General features: G+C 44.2%; 25 protein-coding genes. 7 read left to right on the top strand and 18 right to left on the bottom strand.

What is annotated here, in order from left to right:
• Positions 1-28: 28 nt before the first annotated feature.
• From ACETMN_RS04965 to ACETMN_RS04955, 3 genes are all read right to left on the bottom strand, one after another.
• Entirely contained in the window at positions 29-1,381 is a 1,353-nt protein-coding gene (locus tag ACETMN_RS04965) for an amino acid permease (protein WP_143786512.1), read from the bottom strand.
• Positions 1,382-1,516: 135 nt separating this feature from the next.
• A complete protein-coding gene (locus tag ACETMN_RS04960; RefSeq protein ID WP_091015917.1) occupies positions 1,517-1,798 on the bottom strand; it encodes a hypothetical protein in 282 nt (93 codons plus the stop codon).
• Between the two features lie 155 nt (positions 1,799-1,953).
• Positions 1,954-2,409, bottom strand: a complete 456-nt coding sequence (locus tag ACETMN_RS04955; RefSeq protein WP_091015919.1) for a GNAT family N-acetyltransferase — start codon at positions 2,407-2,409, stop codon at positions 1,954-1,956.
• Positions 2,410-2,664: 255 nt separating this feature from the next.
• Here ACETMN_RS04955 and ACETMN_RS04950 point away from each other — a divergent pair, with 255 nt between their 5' ends.
• Together ACETMN_RS04950 and ACETMN_RS04945 are read left to right on the top strand one after the other, a co-directional pair.
• A complete protein-coding gene (locus ACETMN_RS04950; protein WP_411735842.1) occupies positions 2,665-3,240 on the top strand; it encodes a GNAT family N-acetyltransferase in 576 nt (191 codons plus the stop codon).
• A complete protein-coding gene (locus ACETMN_RS04945) occupies positions 3,237-3,584 on the top strand; it encodes a DUF1801 domain-containing protein (RefSeq protein ID WP_091015920.1) in 348 nt (115 codons plus the stop codon). The genes ACETMN_RS04950 and ACETMN_RS04945 overlap by 4 nt, the downstream gene beginning before the upstream one ends.
• Positions 3,585-4,163: 579 nt before the next feature.
• Here the strand turns inward: ACETMN_RS04945 and ACETMN_RS04940 are convergent.
• The 7 genes from ACETMN_RS04940 to ACETMN_RS04910 all read right to left on the bottom strand — a co-directional run bounded on the left by ACETMN_RS04940 (position 4,164) and on the right by ACETMN_RS04910 (position 12,736).
• Positions 4,164-5,468 (bottom strand): DUF1963 domain-containing protein, encoded by a 1,305-nt coding sequence (locus ACETMN_RS04940; protein WP_091015924.1) that lies wholly within the window; start codon positions 5,466-5,468, stop codon positions 4,164-4,166.
• A gap of 107 nt (positions 5,469-5,575) precedes the next feature.
• Positions 5,576-6,754, bottom strand: coding sequence for an alanyl-tRNA editing protein (locus tag ACETMN_RS04935; RefSeq protein ID WP_091015926.1), 1,179 nt, complete (start codon positions 6,752-6,754; stop codon positions 5,576-5,578).
• A 260-nt stretch (positions 6,755-7,014) separates the two neighbouring features.
• Positions 7,015-7,767, bottom strand: a complete 753-nt coding sequence (locus ACETMN_RS04930; protein WP_091015928.1) for an ABC transporter ATP-binding protein — start codon at positions 7,765-7,767, stop codon at positions 7,015-7,017.
• Complete coding sequence (locus tag ACETMN_RS04925) at positions 7,764-8,828, bottom strand: iron chelate uptake ABC transporter family permease subunit (RefSeq protein WP_091015929.1); 1,065 nt, start codon at positions 8,826-8,828, stop codon at positions 7,764-7,766. Before ACETMN_RS04925 ends, ACETMN_RS04930 begins: the two co-directional genes overlap by 4 nt.
• The gene (locus ACETMN_RS04920) at positions 8,825-9,835 is read right to left on the bottom strand and encodes an ABC transporter permease (protein WP_373419835.1); all 1,011 of its coding nucleotides are present in this window, start codon (positions 9,833-9,835) and stop codon (positions 8,825-8,827) included. The genes ACETMN_RS04925 and ACETMN_RS04920 overlap by 4 nt, the downstream gene beginning before the upstream one ends.
• A 31-nt stretch (positions 9,836-9,866) precedes the next feature.
• Positions 9,867-10,904: a siderophore ABC transporter substrate-binding protein gene (locus tag ACETMN_RS04915; RefSeq protein ID WP_091015933.1), complete on the bottom strand. Its 1,038-nt coding sequence runs from the start codon at positions 10,902-10,904 to the stop codon at positions 9,867-9,869.
• 602 nt (positions 10,905-11,506) lie between these two features.
• Entirely contained in the window at positions 11,507-12,736 is a 1,230-nt protein-coding gene (locus tag ACETMN_RS04910; RefSeq protein WP_091015935.1) for an NADH:flavin oxidoreductase/NADH oxidase family protein, read from the bottom strand.
• A 175-nt stretch (positions 12,737-12,911) separates the two neighbouring features.
• Between ACETMN_RS04910 and ACETMN_RS04905 the strand changes: the two genes are divergently transcribed.
• From ACETMN_RS04905 to ACETMN_RS04895, 3 genes are all read left to right on the top strand, one after another.
• Positions 12,912-13,526, top strand: a complete 615-nt coding sequence (locus ACETMN_RS04905; RefSeq protein WP_091015937.1) for a TetR/AcrR family transcriptional regulator — start codon at positions 12,912-12,914, stop codon at positions 13,524-13,526.
• A gap of 94 nt (positions 13,527-13,620) precedes the next feature.
• Complete coding sequence (locus ACETMN_RS04900; RefSeq protein ID WP_091015938.1) at positions 13,621-13,989, top strand: MerR family transcriptional regulator; 369 nt, start codon at positions 13,621-13,623, stop codon at positions 13,987-13,989.
• Between the two features lie 79 nt (positions 13,990-14,068).
• Complete coding sequence (locus ACETMN_RS04895; protein ID WP_091015940.1) at positions 14,069-14,914, top strand: oxidoreductase; 846 nt, start codon at positions 14,069-14,071, stop codon at positions 14,912-14,914.
• A gap of 201 nt (positions 14,915-15,115) precedes the next feature.
• On the opposite strand, the gene ACETMN_RS04890 is transcribed toward ACETMN_RS04895, so the two are convergent.
• From ACETMN_RS04890 to ACETMN_RS04875, 4 genes are all read right to left on the bottom strand, one after another.
• Positions 15,116-15,934, bottom strand: a complete 819-nt coding sequence (locus ACETMN_RS04890) for an oxidoreductase (protein WP_091015941.1) — start codon at positions 15,932-15,934, stop codon at positions 15,116-15,118.
• 98 nt (positions 15,935-16,032) lie between these two features.
• On the bottom strand, positions 16,033-16,710 hold the full coding sequence (locus tag ACETMN_RS04885; RefSeq protein ID WP_091015943.1) for a TetR family transcriptional regulator: 678 nt from the start codon (positions 16,708-16,710) through the stop codon (positions 16,033-16,035).
• Between the two features lie 281 nt (positions 16,711-16,991).
• Positions 16,992-18,761: a dihydroxyacetone kinase subunit DhaK gene (dhaK, locus tag ACETMN_RS04880; protein ID WP_091015945.1), complete on the bottom strand. Its 1,770-nt coding sequence runs from the start codon at positions 18,759-18,761 to the stop codon at positions 16,992-16,994.
• On the bottom strand, positions 18,761-19,903 hold the full coding sequence (locus ACETMN_RS04875; RefSeq protein ID WP_091015946.1) for a glycerol dehydrogenase: 1,143 nt from the start codon (positions 19,901-19,903) through the stop codon (positions 18,761-18,763). The genes dhaK and ACETMN_RS04875 overlap by 1 nt, the downstream gene beginning before the upstream one ends.
• A 305-nt stretch (positions 19,904-20,208) precedes the next feature.
• Here ACETMN_RS04875 and ACETMN_RS04870 point away from each other — a divergent pair, with 305 nt between their 5' ends.
• The gene (locus tag ACETMN_RS04870; protein ID WP_091015948.1) at positions 20,209-21,243 is read left to right on the top strand and encodes a PocR ligand-binding domain-containing protein; all 1,035 of its coding nucleotides are present in this window, start codon (positions 20,209-20,211) and stop codon (positions 21,241-21,243) included.
• A gap of 105 nt (positions 21,244-21,348) precedes the next feature.
• Positions 21,349-22,338 (top strand): aldo/keto reductase family protein, encoded by a 990-nt coding sequence (locus tag ACETMN_RS04865; protein WP_091015950.1) that lies wholly within the window; start codon positions 21,349-21,351, stop codon positions 22,336-22,338.
• Positions 22,339-22,574: 236 nt separating this feature from the next.
• On the opposite strand, the gene ACETMN_RS04860 is transcribed toward ACETMN_RS04865, so the two are convergent.
• From ACETMN_RS04860 to ACETMN_RS04845, 4 genes are all read right to left on the bottom strand, one after another.
• Positions 22,575-23,462 carry a LysR family transcriptional regulator gene (locus ACETMN_RS04860; protein WP_091015952.1) on the bottom strand — a complete coding sequence of 296 codons (888 nt, stop codon included), beginning with the start codon at positions 23,460-23,462 and terminating at the stop codon, positions 22,575-22,577.
• A gap of 30 nt (positions 23,463-23,492) precedes the next feature.
• Positions 23,493-23,963, bottom strand: coding sequence for an SMI1/KNR4 family protein (locus tag ACETMN_RS04855; RefSeq protein ID WP_091015953.1), 471 nt, complete (start codon positions 23,961-23,963; stop codon positions 23,493-23,495).
• 79 nt (positions 23,964-24,042) lie between these two features.
• Positions 24,043-25,143, bottom strand: a complete 1,101-nt coding sequence (locus tag ACETMN_RS04850; RefSeq protein ID WP_091015955.1) for a threonine aldolase family protein — start codon at positions 25,141-25,143, stop codon at positions 24,043-24,045.
• A 53-nt stretch (positions 25,144-25,196) separates the two neighbouring features.
• Positions 25,197-26,057 (bottom strand): LysR family transcriptional regulator, encoded by an 861-nt coding sequence (locus tag ACETMN_RS04845; RefSeq protein ID WP_091015957.1) that lies wholly within the window; start codon positions 26,055-26,057, stop codon positions 25,197-25,199.
• Between the last annotated feature and the right edge of the window lie 63 nt (positions 26,058-26,120).

Here is a 26,120-nt window from a genome sequence, read left to right as displayed (position 1 = left end):
ATTATCGTACATCTATATATTACAAATACTAAACGGTCCGTCCATTCATCTTTCTGAATCGAATCAGGGACCAGATGATCAGCACCGCGAGCACGGCAAGACAGATGCTAATGCTGAACCGATTACCCTCATCAAACACAAACATCACCGCAATCACACTGAGACATAGTACCACGACTCCGGTTATATAAGGGAATCCCCAAACTTTGAAGGTCGGTTGAACCGGATATTTCTTCCGCAGTTTCAACTGGGATGAGGCAATACAGATCCACACAAGAATCACGACAAACCCCGGAACTGCGAGCAATACACGGAACAGTTGATCCTGCGCGAACAGGCCAAGCAAGGAACCTCCGAGCAAAACTACTGAGCACACCAGAAGTGTGTTAATAGGGCTACCGTTGCGATTCGTCTTTGACAATGCCTTCGGAGCTTCCCCGCCCACTGCCATGGAGTGCATCATCCGGGATGCACCATAGATCCCTGAATTTGCAGCAGACAGAACTGCCGTCACCAAAATGAAGTTCATTATGTGTGCTGCTCCCGGCAGTCCCGTGGAGGCGAGCACCTGTACAAACGGACTGCTCTCCGGCCCAATTTCATTCCATGGGATAAGACCACAGATGATGAGAATTGGCAAGGTGAAGAACAGAATAATTCTGAGCATGAAATTGCCCACGATTTTGGGCATCACTTTTTCTGCATTCTCCGTCTCGGTCAGGGTCAGACCAATCAGCTCCGATCCCCCATAAGAGAACATGACCACAAGCAGTGCCGAGAAAATCGATGACCATCCGTTCGGGAAGAACCCGCCTGCTTGCGTATAATTTTGCAGATATGGAGTGTTATCACTTGGGATAATGCCAAAGATCAACCCGGCACCCAGGAAGATAAAAATAATGATCATGGCAATTTTGATTCCGGCCAGCCAAAACTCAAATTCCCCGAACACACCTACACTTAACAGATTAACGAGTATAATGAACGCCGCACAAGCCAGACTCAGCATCCACAGCGGTACTTCCGTGAACCAATACTGCAAAAAGCTCCCGGCAGCAATCACCTCAATGACACATACCGATAACCACAGAAAGCAATACATCCATCCCATAACAAAGGATACTCGGCTACCAAATGCCTCCTGCACGAAATCTTTCATATTTTTGTTCTTGTACACCGTAGCCATCTCTGCCATCGCGGCCATAACAACCAGCAGCAATAATCCAGCAAAAATGTACGTGACAATAACGCCCGGACCTGCGAGTCCGATCGTCTCTGCACTGCCTTTGAAAATCCCTGTTCCAATGACACCACCCATAGCCATAAAACTGATGTGTCTTGGTTTAAGCTTCTTCTGTAGTGTTCCTTCTGTCTGAGCCAATTCAAATCCTCCTGATGTAAAAAACGTCTGTACTGCTGTCTTGTTTCATAGACATAATGTCCAGTATACCCTATTGTTCATCAATCAGCCCAGTAGTTCCTTATGGCCAATTCATCCCAAGCATACGGACATAATCTATTTTTTATACCCCACAATGGCATGAAGCAATCTGTATACAACCCAGCTGATCAAACTATACCCTGCCCCATAGATGAACCAAGCGCCTATGTTACTACCCAATGTTGAAAGATCACTCGCGATATACAACAAAGGCAACATAAAAGAAATAACTAGCGCTACCCAGAGTCTAAACCATTTGGCAAAATAACTGCCTACTCCAAGCACCACAGCAATTATAGGACATAACACCAAGACGGCAAACAGCGGATTCATCTGATCCAACCACCAATATATCATCCACGGCTCCCTCCACCCTTTTCATAGCATGGTCCATGTTACATCATTGCGTGTATTCTACTCCTTTTCCAACTTTAAAAATGTACGATATGTTGCAAAAATAAAAAACCAGTATCCTGTAAAAAACAGAATACTGGTTTCTCACGTAAATCCATTTAGATTGTTTTCGTCATAAATGCGCTGTTTGGGTCCAATGTATAATCCGCGAATGGTTCGCAATATTCGAATCCGAAGTCTTCGTACAACTTCCGTGCCGGAATAAACGAATCCATGGAGCCCGTCTCCAGACTGACTCGCTTATAACCACGTTCTACAGCAACGTCCATAATGTGGGCCAAAATTTTTCTTGCTACGCCTTTTCTCAGATGAGCCGAAGCGGTACGCATCGATTTCAATTCTGCATGCGCTGGATCAAGTTCTTTGATAGCCCCGCAACCGAGCAAGTCTTCCCCTTCCCACGCACACCAGAATGTAATTTCAGGTTTCTTAAGCCCATCCAGATTCAACGCATGAATACTCTCAGGAGGCGAATCCGCTGCCATCCCTTGCAAGTGCTCTGCAATTAATGTCTTCACTTGTACTCCAGTTAAATCATCCACTTTGATCTCCAAAACGTATCACTCCTGCCGACATTTTTATTGGTTCTATCACTGAATGTATATCGATTAACTCATATTACTACCGTGTTAGGTTTTATGACAAGAGGTTACTTATATCCACTGAAATACGCTATTGTGATTCACCTATAATTTCCAGTATGATGAGGCTATCAGATGCCAAAGGGGCGAGGTCTATTGCGAATTATACATAGAGTTAAATGTGAAACTAAGGTGAAGCTAGCTTAACTTAATTTAAAGGAGACCCCTATGACACTAACTACGGACAACCTGTTTTATAGCAAACGATTAAAAATGACTCCCCCACGTCCTGAAGACGTGCAGACCATGCTGCAATGGAACGAAGACCCGGAGTACCTTCGGAATGTGGATACTGATCTTGCCATTCCCTATTCAGAGAAACAGTTGGAAGATGAGGGCGAAACGAAGAACAAGGAAGTTTACTTCAGACTGCGCACGCTTGAAGAGGATACGCTGATTGGTTTTGTCGTCATTCATAGCATTGAATGGAACAACCGCTGCGGACAACTTGCCATTGGCATCGGACTTGCCAAACATCGCAACAAGGGATATGGCACGGAAGCGTTGAATCTTATTTTACGATATGCATTCCATGAGATGAATCTGGACCGGGTTGGTCTCGATGTCATCGCCTACAACGCCAAAGCGATTCGCTCCTATGAGAAGGCTGGTTTTCAGTTGGAAGGACGGGCACGTTCAGCTGTATATCGTGATGGTAAACGTTACGACCGCTTAATGATGGGAATCCTGAGACCAGAATGGGAAATACACAATCAGATCCATACGGAGGGTGAACATGCATGACCAAGAATGTAGAAGTTACTGGGTTTATTGAACAGATTCAGATCCCCTGGCAAATACAAGTCGCTGAACAATTGCGACAGTTGGTCCATGATACCATCCCTGACGTACAGGAACGTGTGCAATACAAGAAACCTCATTTTTTGAAAAACGGTAAGTACGCTGCGGTCATCTCTCCATCCAAACAAGCCGTATCCTTCACCATCTTTCATGCAACCGGACTTGATCTACCCGATGGGATATTTGAAGGCCCGGAAGAACGCAAAACGATCAAGCTCAAAGAAAAAGATACGCCCGATTATGAATGGTTGGCTGGACTGCTGAAGCAGGCATCTGCGGACTTGTAGAGGATGTAGTCAGGAGACGCATATGAAGCAGTAGTAACTCAGGTGGTACAATGTGGGCGCGGTAATGAACAGGTCGTGTGTATGGGGTAAGTTTAGGTTCGGGTTTGGGCCAAGCGCTAACGAATCGGATACACCTTATATCGCAGTTATACAGGCATATGAAATTTTAACGAATCTCAGCATTCTTATTACAGACAAAACCTCTGATTTGCTTCGAAAAAACCTGGGATAAGAAGCAATAACGTAGCTACGATTCGTTAGAATTCTACCGAGCTGCTAATTCGCCCAATTAGACGTGCTAGGTTCGTTAGATTGTGTGCGTACGATAAAGCTGCCTAAGCACGTAGAAAAAACACCCCATTGTCACTCTGGTGACTAAATAACATAACCGGCTAACTGTAGCAGATATCTCCCAGCCATCCTGCGCAGGGCAAGCAAAGAGGCATCCCCTGAAGTTCAAGAACTTACGGGATGCCTCTTTGCTATTGTCTGCTACGACTGTCATTCCAACCCTAACAGCGGTGTAATATTACTAATAAGATGATTGCTAATAATAGCTTTTAATCATAGCTTCCACCATCAAGATTGCTGGTACGATACGGCGGTCATCTGACACGGCTCACATATGAACATGTAATACATACCCTCACCGTATTCCTCAACCTCTCCCCAATCTAGTTGTGCGACAGCCTTCATTCTCACGGAACAGCTTGGACATGTTGGATACTCTGCATCCTGAACCCATCCTGGATGGCCGCCGACCTGAGATAACGATGGCTCCATCCCCCACTCACTGGCATGGAAAGCATGACGCGATGCATTCGCAATCCGAAACTGCTGGCCAACATCCGGCGCAAGTTTACCATAGTCGTCCTGGTCAATCTCGTCCATTCCCACAGACATGACGTTATGTGAACTCCATAACGGTTCCCCCGCTGCGTCGAGCTCCATGTAAACCACACCGTAACTGCTGCATATCACGCAAGTCTGTATCTGAAGTCGCTCGGCATGCCAAGACACCTCCTTCAAAGCGGGATGTTTAACATCCAGATTAATTAAGGTGGTTAACGCATTGCCACACCATGGACAACAATTAACGCTAGGGTTCAGAATCGAGAGTGAATTTCCGGTTGACTCCACGTTAGGCGCTTCATTCTCTTTTACTTTATAGAGTGAATAACTTGGGGTGATGAATAACTCCCTGCGCTGCCCGTCTTTTGTAAGCTCCCAACCCGCTTCAGTAGTGTAGTGCTCTGGTGCCACGTACAATTCACTCGCCCAAGATGGAGGAGACTGTCTCCACTGCCGGAACTGCTGCACGACAACATCATCTCCGATATGGGCCAGCATGAGCAATATGTGATTCCGATTCTCATCATCGGTGTTCACCTGCTGCAAGAGACGATCACGATCCTCACCCGAGGCACTTTTATACAAAATGGCAGGATAATAGATCTCCTGTTCCAGCAGCTCAGGAATTTCGGCGGTTAACGATATATCATGGTAGCAGACCAGATATACCAGAATGTCTTTGCCCATATCTTCATCACCTGTACGAATCCGTTGCATCGCATAATCCTTCATCTGATCTTGTTGCTCAACAGACAAAGATAGATATACCTGTTCCTCGGATTGTTCATAGGGTGTATAACGAATTAGTGGATCGCGTACCTGAGGTTCATGCATGATTTTCAGTACTTCGACCGGGTCTGTGATACCTGCATACAAGTTCACGTCACGTCGATTCGCTTCAATGTATCTCTGGCGTTCCTCGCGCTCCATCTCTTGCTTGCAAGGCATGCAATACCCACTTGTTCTGGCAGCCGTTGCTGGCAAAATGGTATTTGGACACCCTTCACGTATACACGGAATTCGTTCTGTCATGTTCCAACCTCCTTCAACTATTGGCAATGGAAAACACGCCACAATGTGACGTGCTTGTCCCCTACTTATATTTAAATACCTGCGTGTCTCATAAAGGAAAATGCGAATCAGTGATGTCCCAGCTGATCCTTGGTGAATTCGTAAAAGGCAAGCGCATCTTCACTGCTGGCAAACCCCGCCTGAGCCATCTTTTCACTGCCGCCACCTTTGCCATTGTAGGCTCCAAGATTGCCTTTGAAGAAAGGTCCACAAGCCCATTCAGGCGGCTGTCCGTTCTGTGCCAGAACAACTTTGGCCTCTGATATGCTGGCGAACAGCACAAGACCTTCATGATCTGCCGTCAGCTTGGTAGCCAGGCTCTGCATATCCTTGAGCGATTTGTCTTCAAAGACCTGGGCAATCACCAGCCCTTCGCGAGCAGCTAGAAGTTCCTCCGCATAATAGGCATCATTGGTTGTTTTCACTGCATTCAGCTCGGTTTGCAGCTGCTTTTGCTCCAGTTCCATTTTCTCAATGCGCTCCAACAATTCATCCTTGCTGGTCTTTAATTTAACCATGATGCTATTGAGCACGTTTTGTGTGGATGTGAATTCATTCAGCGCTCTTGTTCCACATTTGAAATAAATGCGGGTGCCGCCCTTCACTTTTTCGGTTTTCAACAGTTTGATGATGCCGATCTCACCTGTCGCCGATACATGCGTTCCGCCGCAGGCGTTATACTCCACACCCTCGATCTCGACTATACGAATGTCTTCCGTTACCGTAGGCTGCTTCACCAGTGGCAATTGTGCTGCCTCTTCTGCTGTAACCCAGGACGTGTTGATGCGAGCGTTACGATAGATCTGGCGATTCACTTCTTGTTCAATGGCGGTCAATTGATTCGCTCCCAGTTCAGGCGCAGCCACATCAATCGTGTCATACTCCGTGCCAAGATGGAAACTGAGCGTCATCGCTTCAGTCAGCTTTAGCGTGATTGCCGATAACAAATGCTGACCCGTATGCTGCTGCATATGATCGAATCTGCGCTCCCAGTCAATCTCACAATGTACCTCAGTCTGTTCAGGGGTGCGTTCCAGCTTATGCCATACTTCACCATCTTCGATGTTCACATCCAGAACAGCGATGCCACCAATCTGTCCCAGATCACAAGGTTGTCCACCCCCATGCGGGTAAAAAGCTGTCTCCGCCAGCGTGACATATACACCGTCTTCCTTATCTACTTTGCCTGTAATTGTTGTATGCCACTCTCTTGTATAAGCAGAGTCATAATAGATTTTTTGTGTCATTGAATCATCCCGATCCCTTCTCGTTCAAATGGGTTTTCATAATCTCCAGATTACACTATCTGGAACCATCAAGCCAATTTATGGCATACAAAATCGCTTTCCATATCCAAAATAACGCTCTGTGAGCGAAATACCTTTTGAACAAGAAAGAAAATTTTGCAGGAGGATTCTCGGCATTGAATAAAAAAAAAGCAGAGTGAATAATCACTCTACTTTCTGAAAGCCATTTTAACAAACAAATTTTCATTAAACACTTGTAGCTAATAGATCGCTATCGGTCCATAAGGACCATCAATAATTTCAATTTTCGTTTCAAAAATATCTGTTAAAATTTCGGGGTCCATCACTTCTTGTACGGTTCCAAAAGCGGCAATTTGACCATCTTTCATCGCACATATTCGATCCGAGTATTTGGCTGCAAAATTGATATCATGCATAACCGTCAGAATGGTTCTTCCGAATTCATTAGCAGCATATCTCAAATGCTCCATCATCCGCACAGAACGGGCAACATCCAGATTATTCAGAGGCTCGTCCAAAAGTACATATTCCGTCTCCTGACACAAAACCATTGCGACATAGGCTCTTTGCCTTTGACCACCAGAAAGCTCATTCAAATATCTATTTTCCAGATCAGTTAAGTCTAAAAAATCAATATATTTAGAAATAATAGCTTCATCCTCATTCGTTAATCTTCCCTTGGAATATGGAAACCGTCCAAACCCGGCAAGTTGTCTAACGGTAAGCCTTGTGACAAAGTGATTCTCTTGTCGTAAAACCGTTACAATCTTGGCCAGGTCCTTTGATTTGGATGTGGAAACATCCATATTGGCAACCTTAATCTGACCTTCATCCAAATCCAAAAGTCTTCCGATCATCAGCAGTGTCGTCGACTTCCCCGCACCGTTGGGTCCGATTAAAGAAGTAAGACCAGCTTTGGGTATATGAATATTCAAAGGGCCGATCTCTACCTCGGCTGCATAGGACTTTTTGACATTATTGATCTGTATCATAAAGAACCCTTCCTTAATATCACAATTAAAAATGTTAGTCCACCAACCAATTCTATAATGATGGAGACAACACCTTGGGCATTGAAAACATGATTCATAATAAAGTATGCACCGGTTAAGATCACAAACCCTATCGCAAGAGCCATTGGGAAAACATATCTGTGATCATAGGTTTGCGCAGCCTGATAACTCAAAATCGCAACTAAAAATCCATAGAATGTAAGGGGTCCAACCAAAGCCGTCGAAATGGCCATCAAAATGGAAACCAGGACCAGCGTATAAATCACACCACGTTGATGTTTAGTTCCCAAGGAAGTCGAGACATCCTTACCCAGCGACAATACATTTAACCTCTTGGCATTAGCAAGCAGCAGGATCGCTGCAATGATGACGATAGGAATCGCAATCGGGAAGTAGGCCGAGTCCGCATTATTCACGGAAGCAAACATTCTTGCCTGCAAAATATCAAACTCGGACGGTGCAAGAAGTCTTCTCATAAAAGAAGATACGGACCTCAGCCCGGTCCCAATGATAATACCGACCAGAAGCAAAAGTTGTAAATTGCCGTATTTTCCGGAAAGCAGCCATCCATAAAGGATCAGACACATGATGACCATTGCAGCAATCTGATATAAAAAGGAATCAACACCGCTAAAATTCACAAATACCGTCGCACCAAGGAAAAATATGGTGCTCGTATGAATGGTTGAATAAATAGCATCAAATCCTAAAAGGGACGGAGTGATAATTTTGTTATTCGTAATCGATTGAAAAGCAACTGTTGATAAACTTTGGCAAATTGCAGCGATCAGCATGGAAACCACAGCAACTACCCTTCTTGTAACGACAGGTATAAAAGAAGGCGAAGACACCGGCACCGGATTGTTGTAAACCAGTAATCCCACGGATGCAAAAATGCCCAGAACAATCAATGTTATCAGCAAAATCCAATAACGCTTTTCTTCCTTCTTGGTACGGAAGGCTCTAGCTGATCTTTTTTTAGGGCGACGGCTAGGATCGATTTCGATATTTAGTGGATTTCTACTTGCTAAGTCGCTCATCTTATCCTCCTTGTTGACCGCCTTTGTCTTAACAAAATGACAATGAATACGACGGCTCCCACTGTTCCAAGGATCATCGAGACAGGTATTTCAAACGGCATGATAATGACACGAGACAGGATATCACATACAATGATGCTGCCCATCCCTAATAAGCACACCCAAGGCAGATTGCTCCTGAGGTCGTCACCCCTAAACATGGAAACAATATTGGGGACAATTAACCCTAGAAAAGGCAAGTTCCCAATGACAGCTGCAACGATCCCAACGGCTAGTGAAATAAGCGCAGTACCCAAAAGAATGATCCTGTCATAATTTACGCCAAGACTGGTAGCGACATCCTCCCCTAGTCCGGCTAATGTTAGCCGATCAGCAAAAACAAAAATAAGAATAGTCACCAATACAATAAGCCATAAATATTCATACCTGCCAATTTGCACAGATGAAAAGGAGCCCGCAAACCAGCTTTCAATATTTTGAGTCATTTGGAACACAAGCCCTACAAAAGTTGAAAATGCAGAAATGACTGCTCCGAGCATCATTCCAATAATGGGGACAACCAAAGACGAACGGAGTTTAACTTTCTTTAGAAACATAAAAAAAATCATCGTTCCTATAAAAGAAAAAATGATTGCGCCAGTCATTCTTAGCGTTAAACTCGGGGCAGGAAAGACCAAATAAATAAACATGATCCCCAGACCTGACCATTCCATTGTTCCTGTTGTCGTAGGTTCTACCAAACGATTCTGTGTAATAAGCTGCATGACCAGTCCTGCCATTGCCATGGCGGCACCGGTAAGCATTAATGCAACAGTTCTTGGGACACGAGTAATGAAGAACATCTCCATTCCATCCGCTTGTCCTCGTATGTCATAGACTCCAATAAGCAGTGATGTAATGCCTAAAATTATAGTGGCTATAATCGCAATGATAAAAGGTATGGTCCATAGCTTTTTGGGATTATGACGCTGGGGTTGAGAATTCTCAACCCCAGCTATTTTGGGTATTAAATTTTTCTGCACTGCAGCATACTCCTTTTTACTGTTTAGCTAAAGCTTTCGTAAGGTTGTTAATCAACTCCAGGAAAGTTTCGATGGATTCATTGGTGTACGTATCGTTTGGAGCATATACGATTTGTTTTTGAGTAATAGCAGTGGTGTTTTTCAGAGCAGGTGAGTTATCAATAACGTCCTGAGCTGGAACGGCACCTTCTTCAGCAGATACAGCTGCATCCCGATCCAGTACGAAAATCCAATCCGGATTGCTTTGGGCGATCGCTTCAACAGAAATATCATCACCTTGATGATCAGAAGAAGATTTGTCCACTTCTAGAGCCGGAACCCAGCCGAAAATATCATACAATGGTCCCCATACACGTCCAGTAAGAGGAGCCGAGAAACCAATGTTTCCACCAGAAACGACAACACTCATAATCTTATCTTCTCCGTTATAAGCGGCCTTGGCTTCTTCAATAGCTTTATCAAAATCAGCAATCAGTTGGCTAGCTTCTTCTTGCTTCTCGAAAATTTTCCCCAAATTGGTTGTTGCATCTTTAAGGCCATTAACAAAGTTTTCTCCAGGCGATGCCGTTTCTTCAAGCTCAATATTAAGATCAATCACTGCTGCATTAGGCACTAATTTTTTGATGTCTTCATAGTAGCCAGCGAATCGTTGACCAACAATGACAAGGTCAGGCTGAATAGATGCCAATAGTTCAATATTCGGTTCGCGATGATTCCCAATATTTTGTACCGATTCATCCGCCACATATGGTGAATCCGCAGGCATTACATCCTTCGGCGCTGCTGCCAATTTGACACCCCAAGTGGACAGCGTCTCAAATGTTCTGTTATCCAGAGCAACGACCTTCGTTGGATTTACAGGCACAGTTACCGTTCCATGCGCATCCGTAATTTCAACTGTTGTTGCTGCTGCTGTAGTTGCAGTGTCGGAAGTTACAGCCTCTGTATTCGCAGTATCCGTCGTAGCAGGTTCATTACTTGAACATGCTGCCAACACCAAAGTTAAAGCTGCAACCATGATAAACATTAATTTTGAAGAAATAGACTTTCTCATTTAATTGATATCCCCCTAGATTTAGAAAATTTGGATTCCCACGCAGCGTACTGTGTTGGATAAATTCAGTGTCATTTACCTCCTCAGACATAAATTTAGAAAAAAATCTTATCCCCTATTCACTGTAGTGATGAGTGACAATAAATAATAAATGATATTGATTATCAATATCAATAGGTTATATTATAGCAAGTTAGCAGGCATTTTCAACAACCTATTTGTTTTAATTCATGACGAAATGATGAACCAAATATAATATTCTATGTATTTATATTCATAAAAAATAGGACATCCCTTTTTAGGAGTGTCCTATTTTTATTGTTAATTCTATTATTTTGTTAATATAAAAGGGCCCATGGCCGGATTCGTGTACAATGAAGCTTCCTACACCTGCAGAGCAGGCTCAGAGCGCTTATGAGGAGCGTCGTAAAGAGGTTCGTACCCGTGAAACGTTTTGGCACCGGGAACTGGATACCGTTGTAGAAACCTGAGCCGGGCCCGGCACCAATAATAGCAATGGTTTTCAAAAGTAATCCACCTCTCTTTTCACAGCTCGTTTAAAATCTGTATCCATAAAACATTTTATAGTTAAGTTTTAGTCCTTATTTGGAACGACGCGGCATCAATACATGTGGGCCATGTAACATCATGGTATGCAAGAGAGGACTACAGGCATTGGTTGTTCTTTTTGATTCTTTTCCTTTAGCCAGTCGCTTCATTTGCTGTTCGTAATAACTATTGCCTATTGCAGCACCAAACTTCTTGTCCAAAATTTTAAAGCCTGTAGTCAGCCTTTGCGTCTTCACTGTCTCATATCGACCTTGAAATATACGATTAGGAATGTCTGGAACCATAGCTAACGGACGCGCGATTCCAATCATCGACGTTTTTTGATGTTTTAACGCTTCTTCCATAATCTCCAAGGATCTAAAACCGCCAGTGACTACAATGGGCACGTCGACTAAAGATTTTAATTTTTGTGCATATTGAAGGAAAAAGACATCATCACTACCTTTTCCAGTTCCAGACGACATTTTAGGGTTCTCATAACTTCCGCCTGATATCTCTATTAAGTCTATGCCGAGCTCAGCCATCTTTTTCACGACTTCAATAGAGTCTTCTTCACTAAATCCACCTTCCTTGAAATCGGAGGAATTTAATTTAAGCCCTATTGAAAAATTATTTCCGAGTGCTTTACGCATGCCTTGGTAGATGTCCACCAAGAATCGCATCCGATTTCCTAGAGTACCACCGTAATGGTCTGTTCTTTGGTTTTCTGCTGGAGACAGGAACTGGTTTACTAAATATCCGTGGGCTCCGTGTATTTGAACCCCAGTGAAACCAGCTTTTTTTGCAATTCTGGCTGTATTAACAAAACGTTGAATCAAACCTTGAACTTCTTCTGTAGTCAGTGCTCTGGGTGGATAAAATGCACTACCATAGCTGCCTTCTACGGATACGGCGCTAGGTGCTACAGGGTGCTTGGAAATCGATTTTGGGGATTGTTTCCCGGGATGATTAATTTGCATCCACAAATGTGTATTATTGACTGTCCCCGCCTTTGCCCATTTTTTTAACATATCCAAATCACGTTCATCTTCAACTACAACATTACCAGGTTCACCAAGAGCTGTCCGGTCTACCATCACGTTTCCAGTCATAACGATACCTGCTCCGCCTTTTGCCCACTGACTGTATAAGTTAACATGCATCATGTTGGGGCTGTTATCGCGCTTCGCCATTGTTTCGCTCATCGCTGACTTAAAGAAGCGATTTTTAATTGTTTTTCCATTGGGCAGGATTAGATTTTCTGATACGTATAAATTACTCATCTATTTAATCTCCTTCTGTGCTTTGTGCTGGTTTAGTGCAATCGCAAAATATTGGACACTTGTAAATCTATGTTTAGTACGATAAACTACATTCCAATCTCCATCAAGAATCAAAACCTGTGATTCGTCCAGGTTTAGACATAAATTAAAATGTGTCAAAGGAGGCATATCTGGGATGAAGTATGACCTTGCTAAAAAGGTGACAAAAGGAGCGCAACGCACATTAGATGCATTTACCTCTACAATGCTTGAACTGCTCACTGAAAAACCATTTCATGAAATAACGGTGAATGAATTATGCGAACGAAGTAGTTATCCTCGAGCAACATTCTATAATTATTTTGATGATAAGTTTGATTTGCTGAGTTATATTTGGTTCTGTCTGTATAAGATGGTAGAGCTTGATGATTATAGTAACTTGGATTCAGAGGAACGTTTATATATCTTATTTGACCGCGCTTTTGATTTGGCTTCAGCCAATCAGGACATCTTAAAAAGCATACTGCGACACCACAGCGAGAGAGACTTCTTATACCATCATTTTAGGATGCACTTGAACGCTAAAATTCGTGATTTCTTTGTTATGGAGGACTGCAGATATCAATACAATATTCCCTATGAACTGGTAGTTGATCACTACTGCAATACAGCACTTCTTATATTGGAATGGTATTTTTTAAAGCAAAAGGGGGGCACTAAAACCCAAGCACTTCAATATTTGAAATTTCTTCTGGGATCGATTAAAACAGAATCGGAAATCAGGAATAGTGATCTTTCCATAATTAATTAACGTTTGTTGGTATGAACAACTTTGAGGATAGTGTGTATACCTTGATTCCGTCAGATATACTTAAAGTAAACTTTAACTTTGAAAGGACATGCTTATGTACAGTATTAGCGAAATTGAAAAGATTACGGGTATTCGCCCTTCTACCCTCCGATATTATGAGCAGGAAGGAATATTGCCTCACGTACAGCGAAACATTTCAGGAAGAAGAGAATATTCGGATGAGGTACTCGAATGGCTTGAATTGGTCATTGCTCTAAAAGACACTGGAATGTCTATCGAGGATATTAAGGCATACACAGAACTAATTCGTCAGGGTGATGTATCCCTTGACGCGAGAAAAGAATTCTTATTAGAGCATAAAGTCAAGGTTGAGCGTACCGTTTCACAAACACAATTTCATTTAGAAAAGATTATTCGCAAGATCGCGATCTATGAAATTCTGATGTATAAAAAGATGAAATAGAGGTACATCAAGAAAAGTATTGACTTCAAGTTAACTTTAAGAACTAAAGTATAGATATCAACTTGAAGGAGTGATTATATTGTCTCAACAAGATAAAGTATGGTTCATTACAGGATGCTCAACAGGATTTGGGCGCCATATCGCGGAACAAGCAATTCATGCTGGATACAAAGTGGTTGTGACAGCACGAGATGTGGAACAAATTTCAGATCTAACTGCAGGTCATGAAGAAAATACACTCACGCTCCCATTGGATGTGACCAATCCAGATCAGATTCGTCTGGCTATAGATCAAACGATTGAAAAATTTAGTCGTATTGATGTCTTGGTAAACAACGCAGGCATCGGATATTTCAGTTCAGTAGAGGAAAGCTTGGAAGAAGAGACTCGCCGTATGTTTGAAATCAACTTCTGGGGACTCATGCATGTAACCAATACCGTACTCCCTTACATGCGAAATCAAAAGAACGGACACATTATCAACTTTTCTTCCATTGGTGGTCTGACTTCATTCCCGACTCTTGGTTATTATCACGCTACAAAATACGCCGTTGAAGGTATCTCAGAGAGCCTTGCTCAAGAATTGGCTCCTTTCAATATTCGTGTATCTTTGATAGAGCCGAGCAGCTTCCGCACAGATTGGGGCGGACGCTCTTCTGCAAAAACGGATACTTCTATTCCCGAATACAAAGCATCCATTGTAGGCCAGATGTTGCAAGGGATTCAACTTGGGGCGGGTCAAGAAGCTGGTGATCCTATCAAATTAGCTGAAGCAATCGTTAACCTTGTTGAAACACCGGAACCTCCTCTTCGGTTATTGTTGGGAAAACAAGCTTATCAAGCAGCCCACCACAAATTCACTAATCTGCTTGTGAGCATGGAGGAATGGAAAGAGACAACCATAAATGCGGATTACCAAGACTAAGATGTTATGAACTGAAGAGGATGTTCCCTAGGTCATAAATATGACAGGAACATCCCTTTTTTGTGCCTTTAATGTTTCAATGATGTGACGTATATAATATCTGCTTTATTTTCCGTTGCTACCCTAAAAGTAGTTTAATATATCAAGAGTAAAATTAAAAAAAGTCGCTAAGATAAGCGACTTTGTGTTACAGATATTTATTTAGAAGAAGCGAGCAACAAGTCGGTCAAACGCCCGATCTCCAAAGATTCTTTTGATCAAGACCATAGGCTTAGCACTAAATCCGATCAAATACCTTGTTTTGGGACGTTTGACGGTTACTGCTCTACCAATACAACGACCAATAACGGATGACTGTGTTGGTTGTTTCCCGCTATAGGTTTTCACCATGTTGTCTGCTGTTTTGTTAGCAGCTTGAGCATATGCCCCATCCGAGGAAGCCTTGCGAAGGTTCTCGGCTGCAATCACTCCCCAATCTGTTGCAATAGCCCCAGGTTCAATCACTATAACGTCTATTCCAAATGGCATAAGCTCTAGACGCAAACAGTCTGAAAATCCTTCAACTGCGAATTTAGTTGCATGATACCAGCCTCCAAAGGTAGTCCATACTTTCCCACCCATGGAGGAGATATTAACAATTTTACCGAATCGGTGTTTTCGCATGCTGGGTACTACCAACTGCGTCATTCGCGCCAGGCCGAATACATTCACTTCAACTTGCCGGCGAGCCTCTTCCATTGGGACATCTTCGATTGCACCGTAAGAGCCGTACCCCGCATTATTGACCAGGACGTCAATTCGTCCCTCTATACTCATGATGTGGTCCACACAGTGAACCATCGACTCCTCATCAGTAACGTCTAAGGTAATTGGTTGAATTCCCTGAGAGGCCAAGTCTTTCATCAGCTCTATACGGCGAGCCGCAGCGTATACAATGAATCCTTTATTTTTCAATTCAATAGCTGTCTCTTTTCCAATTCCCGCTGAAGCTCCGGTAACGAGTGCAACTTTTTTACTCATGATGTTTTCCTCCATATCATTCAAATGACCCTGAGTCAATTATAATTGACTCAGGGTCATCTGTAAACATAAATCAGATCGAACATCATAAAAAAAAGCTACCGTGTAGGTAGCTCCCCAATATTTTTCCGATAAATATATCCATCCAAATAACATTCCATTGTAGCGCTGACATCGGCTCTAAAGTCTCGTTTGAATCCGTCCAGTTTTTTCTCTTCTATGATGGCAGTAACTTCTGCAGGAATACTTGTAGATGATTTACAGCCAATAATAATAGAAGCTTGCGCCTGAAAAACATTCATTACTTCACTCTCTGTCAATGAAATATTTCGACAAATCAAGACAATCATTTCCATCATCTGTAAATATAATTTCGTTTTCAGTTCCAACATCATCTCGGCTTCAACATTGATCTCCAGTACGGTCGAGCGCATTGCCTCCAAGCGAATATATAAAGGGTTATGATCTACCATTTCGATCAGCTCGGTCATAATCAAACGTTTGAAATCATTGAAAGTATTTATGGGATATAAATTAATTAACTCGGTGAGCCGAATCAATCTCTTCTCATATTCTCGGCAGAGTAAATTAAAAAATAATGCTTCTTTTGTTTTGAAGTAGACAAAAAGAATACCTTTTGACATATTCATTTCTTTAGCGATATCGGACATTTTGATCTGATTATATTCAGATTTTTCAAGCATATAAGCGGCCTGATCCAGTATGAGCTGCGCCTTTAATGCCTTCGCTTCGTCTGTCATTGCACGTTTTACCATTGCATTTCCTCCCAATTCCATTAATGTATCACCTTCTGGATTTAGAGTCAAAATACGAAATTACAAGTTTGACTTTATACAAATTGAAAACCACACCGATTTGTAAGAAGAAACTACACACTATTATTAAGAACCTTAACTATCCCTCTCTTTTCCTAGATGTTCAGATTAATTCGTTTCATACATCTGATAACTTAAATCCAAGTTGAAAACGACATTATACAACAAAGTGCAGTATCACAATGTGATACTGCACTTTGTTGAGAGAACACTTCATAATCTTACTTCATAGACTCGGACAGCTCTGTGAAAATAACACCCAGCGCATACGCGCCTGCATCCGGGTAGCCCAGACTACGATCGCCGACGGCACCTGCACGTCCCATACGTGCTACGATGTCTTCGGTTTTCTTCGCACCTTCAACGGCTGCTGCTGCACCTTTGGCAAATGCAGTTTTGAAGTCATCGCCTGACTCCGCACTTTGTGTCCAGGAATCGGCACACGGAACAAGTGCATCGATCAAGGTTTTATCACCTACAACGGCGCCACGTCCAAAGGAACGCTCTCCAGTAGACTGAATCCCTTGCACGGCTGCATGGATCATCTCAGCGAATTCAGCAACGTTTAATTGCTGTTTATCCCCTACAGCTTTGCCAGCTGCACGGAATGCCGAACCCCAGATCGGGCCGGATGCGCCGCCACAATATTCCATGATGACCAAGGAACATGCATCCAGGAACGATCCGATGTCTTTTTTATCTTCGTTAATGATGTGGTTCCATTCGCGTTTCAACTGGCGGAAGCCTTTTGCCACACTCATACCAAAATCGCCATCACCGGCATGGGAATCCAGTTCACAGAACGGTACTTCGTTCTTGATGATGATCTCACCCATTTTATCGATCAGGTAGACGACATTGTCCAGTGAAAATTGATTGCCTTTGATTACCGCAGCTGATGCATCCGTCTCCACTTCGTAAGATACGGGAGCGTCTTCACCCACAACAGCCTCAAGCGCTTCGGAATACGCCACTTGTGCTACTGGAGGGCCAGATACTTTAAATGCAGGTGTATCACTTTCCTTGAACAACAGCGTTTTTAGTTCATCATCCAGTTTCAGGATCGTAACCGATGCACCCGCCATATCGATACTTGTCATGTAGTTGCCTACAAACGTAGTAGCGACCTTCAGACCTGCATGTCCAGCAAGCTCACGCTGAACGGAATTGTTGAGCAGGTAAAGTTCTTGCAGTGGCGTTGCACCAAAACCATTCACGAGCACCGCAATCTCAGCGGATGTATCCTTATCCAGCTTCATATCTGCGAGCAATGCTTCGACCATACGTCCTGCCAATTCATCAGCCGATACGATTTTCTCCCGGCGAATCCCTGGCTCACCATGAATCCCTACGCCGAATTCCATCTCATCTTCAGCAATTTCGAATGTAGGCGTGCCTTTGGCGGGTACGGTACAGGATGTGAATCCAAAACCAATACTGCGCACGTTCTGAGCTGCTTTCTCGGCAACGGATTTCACATCTGCCAGACTGCGGCCTTCTTCCGCTGCTGCTCCGGCAATCTTGTGAACCAATACAGTGCCGGCAACGCCACGACGTCCAACGGTATACAAGCTGTCTTGTACAGCGATGTCATCCTCAACACGCACATATTGTACGTCGATGCCATCTTCTTCAGCCAGATGCGCTGCATTCTTGAAGTTCATCATGTCGCCGCTGTAGTTCTTGATGATCAGAAGTGTTCCCTTATTGCTCGCTGTTGCCTTGATCGCTTGGTATACCTGGATCTGGGAAGGAGATGCGAACACATCTCCACATACGGCTGCATCCAGCATCCCTTTACCCACATAACCTGCGTGAGCCGGTTCATGTCCACTGCCGCCGCCACTGATCAGGCTGACTTTATCAGCCTGGATCTCTCTGCGTTTGATGACTTTATATTTTTTCAGAAATTCAAGCTCCGGGTGTGCAAGCGCAATCCCGTTGCACATTTCCATAACAACATGTTCGGCCTGGTTAATAATTTTCTTCATTATTTTACCTCCCGGCGAGCTGCTTTGTACTCACGACCCATGCGGTCAGCCGCTGCTATGGCAGCAGCCACTTCAGGAACAGTGATTGGGAACGGCATGGCATGAATGGATTCTTCCGGAATACAAGCGATCTTGGCAACTTTCAACAACTCTTCCTGACTAATCGTGTCTACACCGATATCCGCCAAGCTGATCGGCAGTCCCACTTCGAGACAGAAGTCCATGACTTCATCCAGCTCTTCGGTTGGTGCATTTTCGAGTACAAGTTGTGCAATCGTACCGAAGGATACTTTTTCACCGTGGAAGAAATGATGTGTGCCTTCCAGAACAGTCAAACCGTTGTGGATCGCATGTGCTGCGGCCAGACCGCCACTTTCGAATCCAAGACCAGACAACAGAATGTTGGTCTCAACGATGTTTTCCAGCGCTTGTGTCACAACGTTGCTGTCGCTCGCTACTTTTGCTTTTGCACCGTCAGTCAGCAGCATTTCATAACACAGTTTTGCCAGTGCAAGTGCAGCATTGGTACCTACTGCAGATGGTGTGTATCCTTCACGAGAACCCATTGGCAAACTTGCGTTTACACGGGAATAGGATTTCGCTGTTGCTCTTGCTTCGAAGTATGTAGAGAGCGCATCTCCCATACCGGATACGAGGAAACGTGTTGGTGCATTAGCAATTACCGTTGTATCAACGAGTACCACACTTGGGCTTTGTTTGAAGTAAGCATAGTCATCAAAAGAACCATCCGGTGTGTACAATACAGCCGAGTGACTTGTCGGTGCGTCTGTTGCCGCAATCGTTGGGCAGATGATCAGTGCTTCGCCTTCAGCTACACATTTCGCAGCATCGATCGCTTTACCGCCACCAAGACCGATGGTAGAGTCACATCCTTTTTCCTTCGCGATCGCTTGCAGACGAGCAACTTCCTCACGGGAACATTCCCCTTTAAAACCGCTTTCAACAAACGTAATATTGAATTTCTCCGCTGTTGCATCAAGCTTTGCTTTGACACGCTGTACATCATCCGGATGTGCAATCAGCAAGGCAGATTCTCCGAAGGATTTAACAAAGTACCCCAGGTTCAACAACTCGTCTTCGCCTTGTACATATTTGGTTGGGCTGATAAATGCTTTTCTCATAATAATATATGCCTCCTAAGGATATGAAATCGTGTAGTGATTAAATCAAATTTTAATTTCTTACAATTGACCTTAATATAACGCATGAGCAGCAGGTTTACAGTGGACTTTGATAACAAATTATTATAATTTACAATCGTAATTTTTTGCTTTTTAGCGCAATCATGGTATCTTATTGTCATGAGATGGTTGAATTTTGACCTCCCATTATACATTACCCGTCATCATTACATCTTAATATGTACAACTTGCTAACTTTTAACGGCCTAAATTATGAATCAGGTTAGCCTATGGAGGTTGCACCAATGATCAAAGAATATCTGCATATCAATAAAATTCTCGACCTTAATAAATGGAAGCGTCTACAAGATTCGCTCGCAACAGTAACCAAACTGGCGATCCTCACCGTTGATTATAAAGGCATTCCCGTAACCAGTCACAGCAGCTGTCAGGCTTTCTGCCAGAACGTACGCAAAGACCCCGAGCTGCTCCCCTACTGCCAAAAATGTGATTCACGCGGTGGTCTGGAAGCCGTTCGATTGAACGAGCCTTATGTGTATTTATGCCATTTCAATATTATAGATATCGCGATTCCGATCACAATTGATGGCAAATATATCGGCGCTGTCATGGCAGGACAAGTGAAACTCGCCGACCCCGAAAAGGGTAGCGACTTGGAGCAAATTGTCACGTCCAAAAACGTACCCATGCATGCAGCCAAGCTGGAGGAATTAAAGGACGATTACGCCCAGCTGCCTGTGATGACCTATGAAGAGATTGTGAAAATCTCCAACATGTTATCCCTGCTCTGCAACTACATTGTGGAGGAAGCGCTCAACAAAAATTTATTAGTTGAAATGTTCGAGAAAGCTTCAGGCAATCAGGAGTCTCTGAACCTCTCCACCATTCTGCCGGGTTACTCCATTCGTAATATCGAGTCGATCAAAAAAGAGATGACCAATGCGATAGCGGATGCCTATCTGAAGAACAGCCCAAGTGACACGGAAAGCTCCAGTCCGGTGCTGCAGCCTGCTTTTGAATACATTCACAGTCACAAGAGTGAACAAGTTTCGCTCAAACATATGGCTGATCTATGCCACCTGAGTCCGAGTTATTTCAGCAGACTGTTTGCCAAGGAAACGGGTGAGAACTTCACAACCTACCTTGCAAAACTCAAGATTAAGTGGGCCAAGCAATTGCTGGAGGTCACCGACATGCCTGTCTCACAGATAAGTGACGAGCTGGGATTCAATGAATCGGGATATTTTATCAAAATATTCAAAAAGTTCGAGGAAATTACGCCTGCTCTCTATCGCAAATACCTCCAGGAGAAAATGTAGATTCACTGATACTTTTTTCGTATCAAAGATGAGGTTAAAAGATATTTCACCTATTAATCTGCCATTGTTACAATGGAGTCCAGATGACTTAGGGAGGCGACATGAATGGAATATCGTAAATTAGGAAACAGTGGATTAACCGTCAGTGAGATTTCACTCGGCAACTGGATTACGCATGGAGCGCAAGTCGAGGATGGAATAGCAGAAGCTTGTGTGCGAACGGCATTGGAGACAGGTATTACCACATTTGATACCGCAGACGTGTACTCCAATACCAAGGCAGAAACCGTACTGGGACAAGCACTTAAGGATATACGACGAGAGAGTATTGAACTGTGCACCAAAGTCTGTCACCCAACCGGCACAGGTCATAATGACCGCGGACTTTCACGTAAGCACATCATGGAAGCCTGCAATGGTTCATTACGGCGGCTACAGACTGATTATATCGATGTCTATTACGCTCACCGTTATGATTACAACACTCCGCTGGAAGAGACGTTTCTGGCATTCTCCGATCTGGTGCGTCAGGGCAAGGTTCATTACATCGGGGTGAGTGAATGGAACGCGGATCAGATTGCAAGAGGAGCCGCTTTGGCGCGGGAACTTCACGTCCCCTTCATTGCAAGTCAGCCCCAATATTCAATGTTATGGCGTGTGATTGAGCAAGAAGTGGTGCCTGCAAGCGACCAAGCAGGACTTGGACAGATTACATGGTCTCCACTGGCTCAGGGTATACTATCAGGCAAATATGCACCTAACGAAGCATTGCCCACCGGATCACGTGCAGCTGCTGAGGCAGGAGCACCATTTTTCAATAAACTGGTCGGACAGTGGTTACGTGAAGAAGTTCTTACCGCTGTGCAACAGCTTGTTCCACTCGCTAAAGAGATTGGTCTAACTCTTCCTCAACTCGCTGTGGCGTGGGTTCTACAGCATACGTATGTTAGTTCCGTCATTATCGGTGCATCCCGACCGGAGCAGGTATTGGAAAATGTAAAAGCCTCCGGTGTGAAACTGGACTCTGCGATCATGACTCGTATTGATGAAATACTGAATCCGTGGATTGAACGTGATCCAGCCAAGACGGGATAGTTTCTTTTTTTACTACTCACAACATACTAAGTTGAACTAATCATTTACACGAAAACGGAGAGGACAGAAAAAACCTGAAAAAGCGGAGCTAAAAGCTTTCTGCAAGAAAGCTACTTCGGAAGCATACACTTCGCCTTTAGCACCAGATTTCCCCTTGAGAAAAGGGATCGAAAAAATCTGGGGATAACAGCGATTGGAAGGTTGTTCTGTCATCGCAGTGTAAGTGTAAATAACCTTTAGTGCAACTCATATTCCTCCTCAACAAAGTTCATAAAACGGGATACCACTTCCTGATTCATATCCGTCCGCCATGCCGTATACAACGGTACGGAGGGTGGATTTTCTTGTAATGGAAGAAAGACTACACCCTTTCGCTGGAACACATCCACCGAGGAGGGAACAATGGAAATACCCATGCCCGCTGCAACGAGATTCACAATCGTATACATTTGGATCGCTTCCTGCGTAATTCGAGGGTCTACACCATGCTCCCTGCAATAATCCAGAACGAGACGATGGAACGGAGAACCCAGATGCCTTGGGAATAAAATAAAATCTTCATCCGCCAGTTCTCGAATTGAAACTTGAGTCTGAGAAGCCATCGGGTGATGATCTGGCAATACGGCAATCAACGTTTCCATCTGACAGGGACGGAACGAGACATGACGATTATCTTCCTGATATCTCAAAAATCCAACATGGATCTGTCCGTCTTCCAATGCCTGTAATTGTTGGGACGAAGTCATCTCACGTAATGTCAATTCAATCTGCGGATACGCAGTGCGAAATTTTCTAAGCACCTCCACCATGATCCCGCCCGAAGCGGAATCCACGAAGGCTACGGATATATGTCCAATGATGCCCTGATCTGCCTTTTGCGTAAGCTGAATGGATCGTTCGAGCTGGGCCATGATGAGTCTGGCCTGTTCCAGAAATATGGCACCTGCTGGCGTCAAACGAACCATTTTTCTCGTGCGCTCCAATAACTTTACGCCAAGCTCTTCCTCCAGATTTTGAATCTGCTGGCTCAGGGGTGGTTGCGTCATGTTTAATTTTTCCGCTGCACGGTGAAAATGAAGTTCCTCCGCCACGGTGATAAAATATCTTAACTTACGAATATCCATAGGTCTGTTGCGCTTCCTTCCGTCTCCCTGTTAATTCATCTGTTCCTGTACCCAGATCGCGGACTCCGTCAGCTGCGTCATTAAATCAATAAAGTCTACTGCAATCTCTCGAATTGGCGTATCTCCTGCATCATGGATCAACATCAGGATCTTGCCCGAAGTCTGATCCAACATAGCCATACTTCCTTCACCAAATCCACCAATGGGAAACGGCTGGATATCCGCTGGAAGCTCGTACTCCTTCTCCACTTCACGGTAGACTTCCAGAAACTCGGGATAAGCCCAGCTTAGTTCTTTCACCGAATACAAGGCAGGATCGCCGAAATTACATGCACCGAATTCAAGCAAAAGCGCGCGATACGCTGCGGGCAGTTGCACGTTATGCTTTTGCTCAAAATCCTCAATGCTCTGTTGTGTTTCAGGAGTACACCCTTCTCCCATTGTCGTATCGTAAGCCTTCACCAAAAGATCACGAATCGGTTCTAATTCTATCGACTTCACTTGAACTCCCTCCTTAGACATGTGTTGAAGAAACGCTCTCATACAACTTACCATACAGTCGAGCATTAAGATTAACTTCTTATCTCACCTGTGTACGCAACTCTTGATCCAGCCATTCCAGTGCTGCACGCAGCTTATCCTGGGGAAGTTTCTCATAACGATCACCCGTAGACAATTCAAAGGCACAGCTGTTCCCACTCGTCTTGTTCAGATATGAAGTCATTCCTATACCAAACCGCTGAGCCATTTGCACAAGGATTGGTTCAACTTCGGTAGCACCGAGCGCAAGATGTACATGGAACATATTGGATACCGGGACTTCGGGCAATGTATGTATCCCGTGACATGCATTCAATAGAGATGCCAGTTCTTTAGCCTGCTCATAATAAAGCTCCATTTTTCCAATACGTTCATTGAAATAATACTGGGAGCTCAGAATGTACGGATACAGACCGATCAGATCTCCGCCGTGCCGCCGTTTCCATACTTTTGACTCTTGCATCACATCCGTGTCTCCGGCCAATATGGCCCCCGCAATGCCCCCGATCCCTTTGTAAAAAGACACATACACCGTATCAAACAGACTGCAAATCTCCGCAGGCGTTTTCTCGTAATAGGGAGTAATCTCAAACAGGCGTGCCCCGTCCAGATGCAGCTTAATCCCGCGTTCACGGCAATAGGCCGAGATCGCTTCCAGTTCTTCATACGCTGGCAACTGCCCGCCAATCTCGCGTTGTGGCAGTTCCAACAGCAGGCAGGCAATGTCCTGATCAAGCGCCTGTACATCTTCCAAACGAATCAACCGATCCTTGTCCGCCAGCAAAATCGATTCAATCTGGTGTAACTCTTTCAATCCGTCTTCCTCATGGATTTCCAGATGACACAGAGGGTGGTAAGCTACCCGTTTTACACCTTTGCGGTCACACCAGATCCGTAATGCAATCTGCTGTGCCATCGTTCCGCTTGGGAAAAACACTGCCGATTCCTTGCCAAGAACGTCGGCCATCTGTTGCTGAAATTCTTCGATGATGGAGCCGTTGCCGTAGTGGTCACTGAACACCTCCCCATCCATCTGGTCCAGTACGTTCTGAAGTACCTTCACTTGGCGACTGCCATGACCGCCTACAATAAAATCTGCCTGATTAAATGCATCACCCAACGTTAGCGCAGTTTCTTTCAAGATCACTCACTCCTTTATAGTGCATATTCATAAACAGACTTTTGAACAACCTCTTATAGTTCTGGTTCTGTAATAATCTCAACCAGAGCGCTTAGCGCACTTGATATATGTTCACCACGGGAATACACAAATCCTACTTCCAACCGGCAATAGGGATCTGGCAAAGACATCACTGAGATCTCACCTCTTAATTCTGCTTTGGTAACTGAAGACCGCGGCAGCAATGATACACCGAGCCCGGCAGATACTCCATTCAGAATCGTGTCCAGTGTTCCATATTCCATGATGTTAAGCGTGTGGATACCCTGATCTTTCAAAAAGGATTCCGCCTGAGTGCGATGAGTGCATCCAATCTCAAAAAACAACATCGGCCTGGACAATAACGCGTGTATCTCATGCACTCCAGGTTCAGCGATCAACACCAATTCCTCGTCATACATCTTCATATAGTTCAGCTCAGGATGATCGATTGGGCCATATATTAAAGCGCCATGTAATTCATGTTGAATGACCTTCTGGTTCAGCTCATGGGTCCCACCCGTGACAAGCGAATGGTGTACCTCAGGGTAGCATGAACTGTATTCAGCCAAGAGCGGCGTGAGGAAAGTGGAAGCTGCTGTCTCAATGGCACCCAGACGAAGCAGGCCGGACGGCGGGTTACCCACTTGTGTGGCCTGCTCTGCTTCATATAATAATTGCAAAATTCTATCCGCATACACAAGCAGATTCTCGCCCGCTGGTGTAAGAGACATCCCCCGATTGGAACGATGAAACAGCGGTACTTGTAGCTGTGTCTCCAACTGTTTTATTCGTGTGGTCACATTGGATTGTACATAATTAAGTGCGAGTGCAGCTTTACTGATACTACCTTCGCGGGCAACCGCCTGAAATATTTTCAAATCACCTGCATCCATACCTTGATCACCTGCTCGTCGTTATATCGGCATTCTTCATCATCTAATCCATGCAAAGTGTTT

This window comes from Paenibacillus sp. M2, assembly GCF_046713495.1.
Lineage (GTDB): Bacteria > Bacillota > Bacilli > Paenibacillales > Paenibacillaceae > Paenibacillus > Paenibacillus amylolyticus_B.
Note: the sequence above shows the minus strand (reverse complement) of the source record. Positions and strands in the feature narration are given on the sequence as shown.

Coding starts and splice junctions, on each gene's coding strand:
- ACETMN_RS04960 (WP_091015917.1), bottom strand. CDS start 1,798: ATGATATATTGGTGGTTGGATCAGATGAATCCGCTGTTTGCCGTCTTG.
- ACETMN_RS04950 (WP_411735842.1), top strand. CDS start 2,665: ATGACACTAACTACGGACAACCTGTTTTATAGCAAACGATTAAAAATG.
- ACETMN_RS04945 (WP_091015920.1), top strand. CDS start 3,237: ATGACCAAGAATGTAGAAGTTACTGGGTTTATTGAACAGATTCAGATC.
- ACETMN_RS04940 (WP_091015924.1), bottom strand. CDS start 5,468: ATGACAGAACGAATTCCGTGTATACGTGAAGGGTGTCCAAATACCATT.
- ACETMN_RS04935 (WP_091015926.1), bottom strand. CDS start 6,754: ATGACACAAAAAATCTATTATGACTCTGCTTATACAAGAGAGTGGCAT.
- ACETMN_RS04930 (WP_091015928.1), bottom strand. CDS start 7,767: ATGATACAGATCAATAATGTCAAAAAGTCCTATGCAGCCGAGGTAGAG.
- ACETMN_RS04925 (WP_091015929.1), bottom strand. CDS start 8,828: ATGAGCGACTTAGCAAGTAGAAATCCACTAAATATCGAAATCGATCCT.
- ACETMN_RS04915 (WP_091015933.1), bottom strand. CDS start 10,904: ATGAGAAAGTCTATTTCTTCAAAATTAATGTTTATCATGGTTGCAGCT.
- ACETMN_RS04910 (WP_091015935.1), bottom strand. CDS start 12,736: ATGAGTAATTTATACGTATCAGAAAATCTAATCCTGCCCAATGGAAAA.
- ACETMN_RS04905 (WP_091015937.1), top strand. CDS start 12,912: ATGAAGTATGACCTTGCTAAAAAGGTGACAAAAGGAGCGCAACGCACA.
- ACETMN_RS04900 (WP_091015938.1), top strand. CDS start 13,621: ATGTACAGTATTAGCGAAATTGAAAAGATTACGGGTATTCGCCCTTCT.
- ACETMN_RS04890 (WP_091015941.1), bottom strand. CDS start 15,934: ATGAGTAAAAAAGTTGCACTCGTTACCGGAGCTTCAGCGGGAATTGGA.
- ACETMN_RS04885 (WP_091015943.1), bottom strand. CDS start 16,710: ATGGTAAAACGTGCAATGACAGACGAAGCGAAGGCATTAAAGGCGCAG.
- dhaK (WP_091015945.1), bottom strand. CDS start 18,761: ATGAAGAAAATTATTAACCAGGCCGAACATGTTGTTATGGAAATGTGC.
- ACETMN_RS04875 (WP_091015946.1), bottom strand. CDS start 19,903: ATGAGAAAAGCATTTATCAGCCCAACCAAATATGTACAAGGCGAAGAC.
- ACETMN_RS04870 (WP_091015948.1), top strand. CDS start 20,209: ATGATCAAAGAATATCTGCATATCAATAAAATTCTCGACCTTAATAAA.
- ACETMN_RS04865 (WP_091015950.1), top strand. CDS start 21,349: ATGGAATATCGTAAATTAGGAAACAGTGGATTAACCGTCAGTGAGATT.
- ACETMN_RS04860 (WP_091015952.1), bottom strand. CDS start 23,462: ATGGATATTCGTAAGTTAAGATATTTTATCACCGTGGCGGAGGAACTT.
- ACETMN_RS04845 (WP_091015957.1), bottom strand. CDS start 26,057: ATGGATGCAGGTGATTTGAAAATATTTCAGGCGGTTGCCCGCGAAGGT.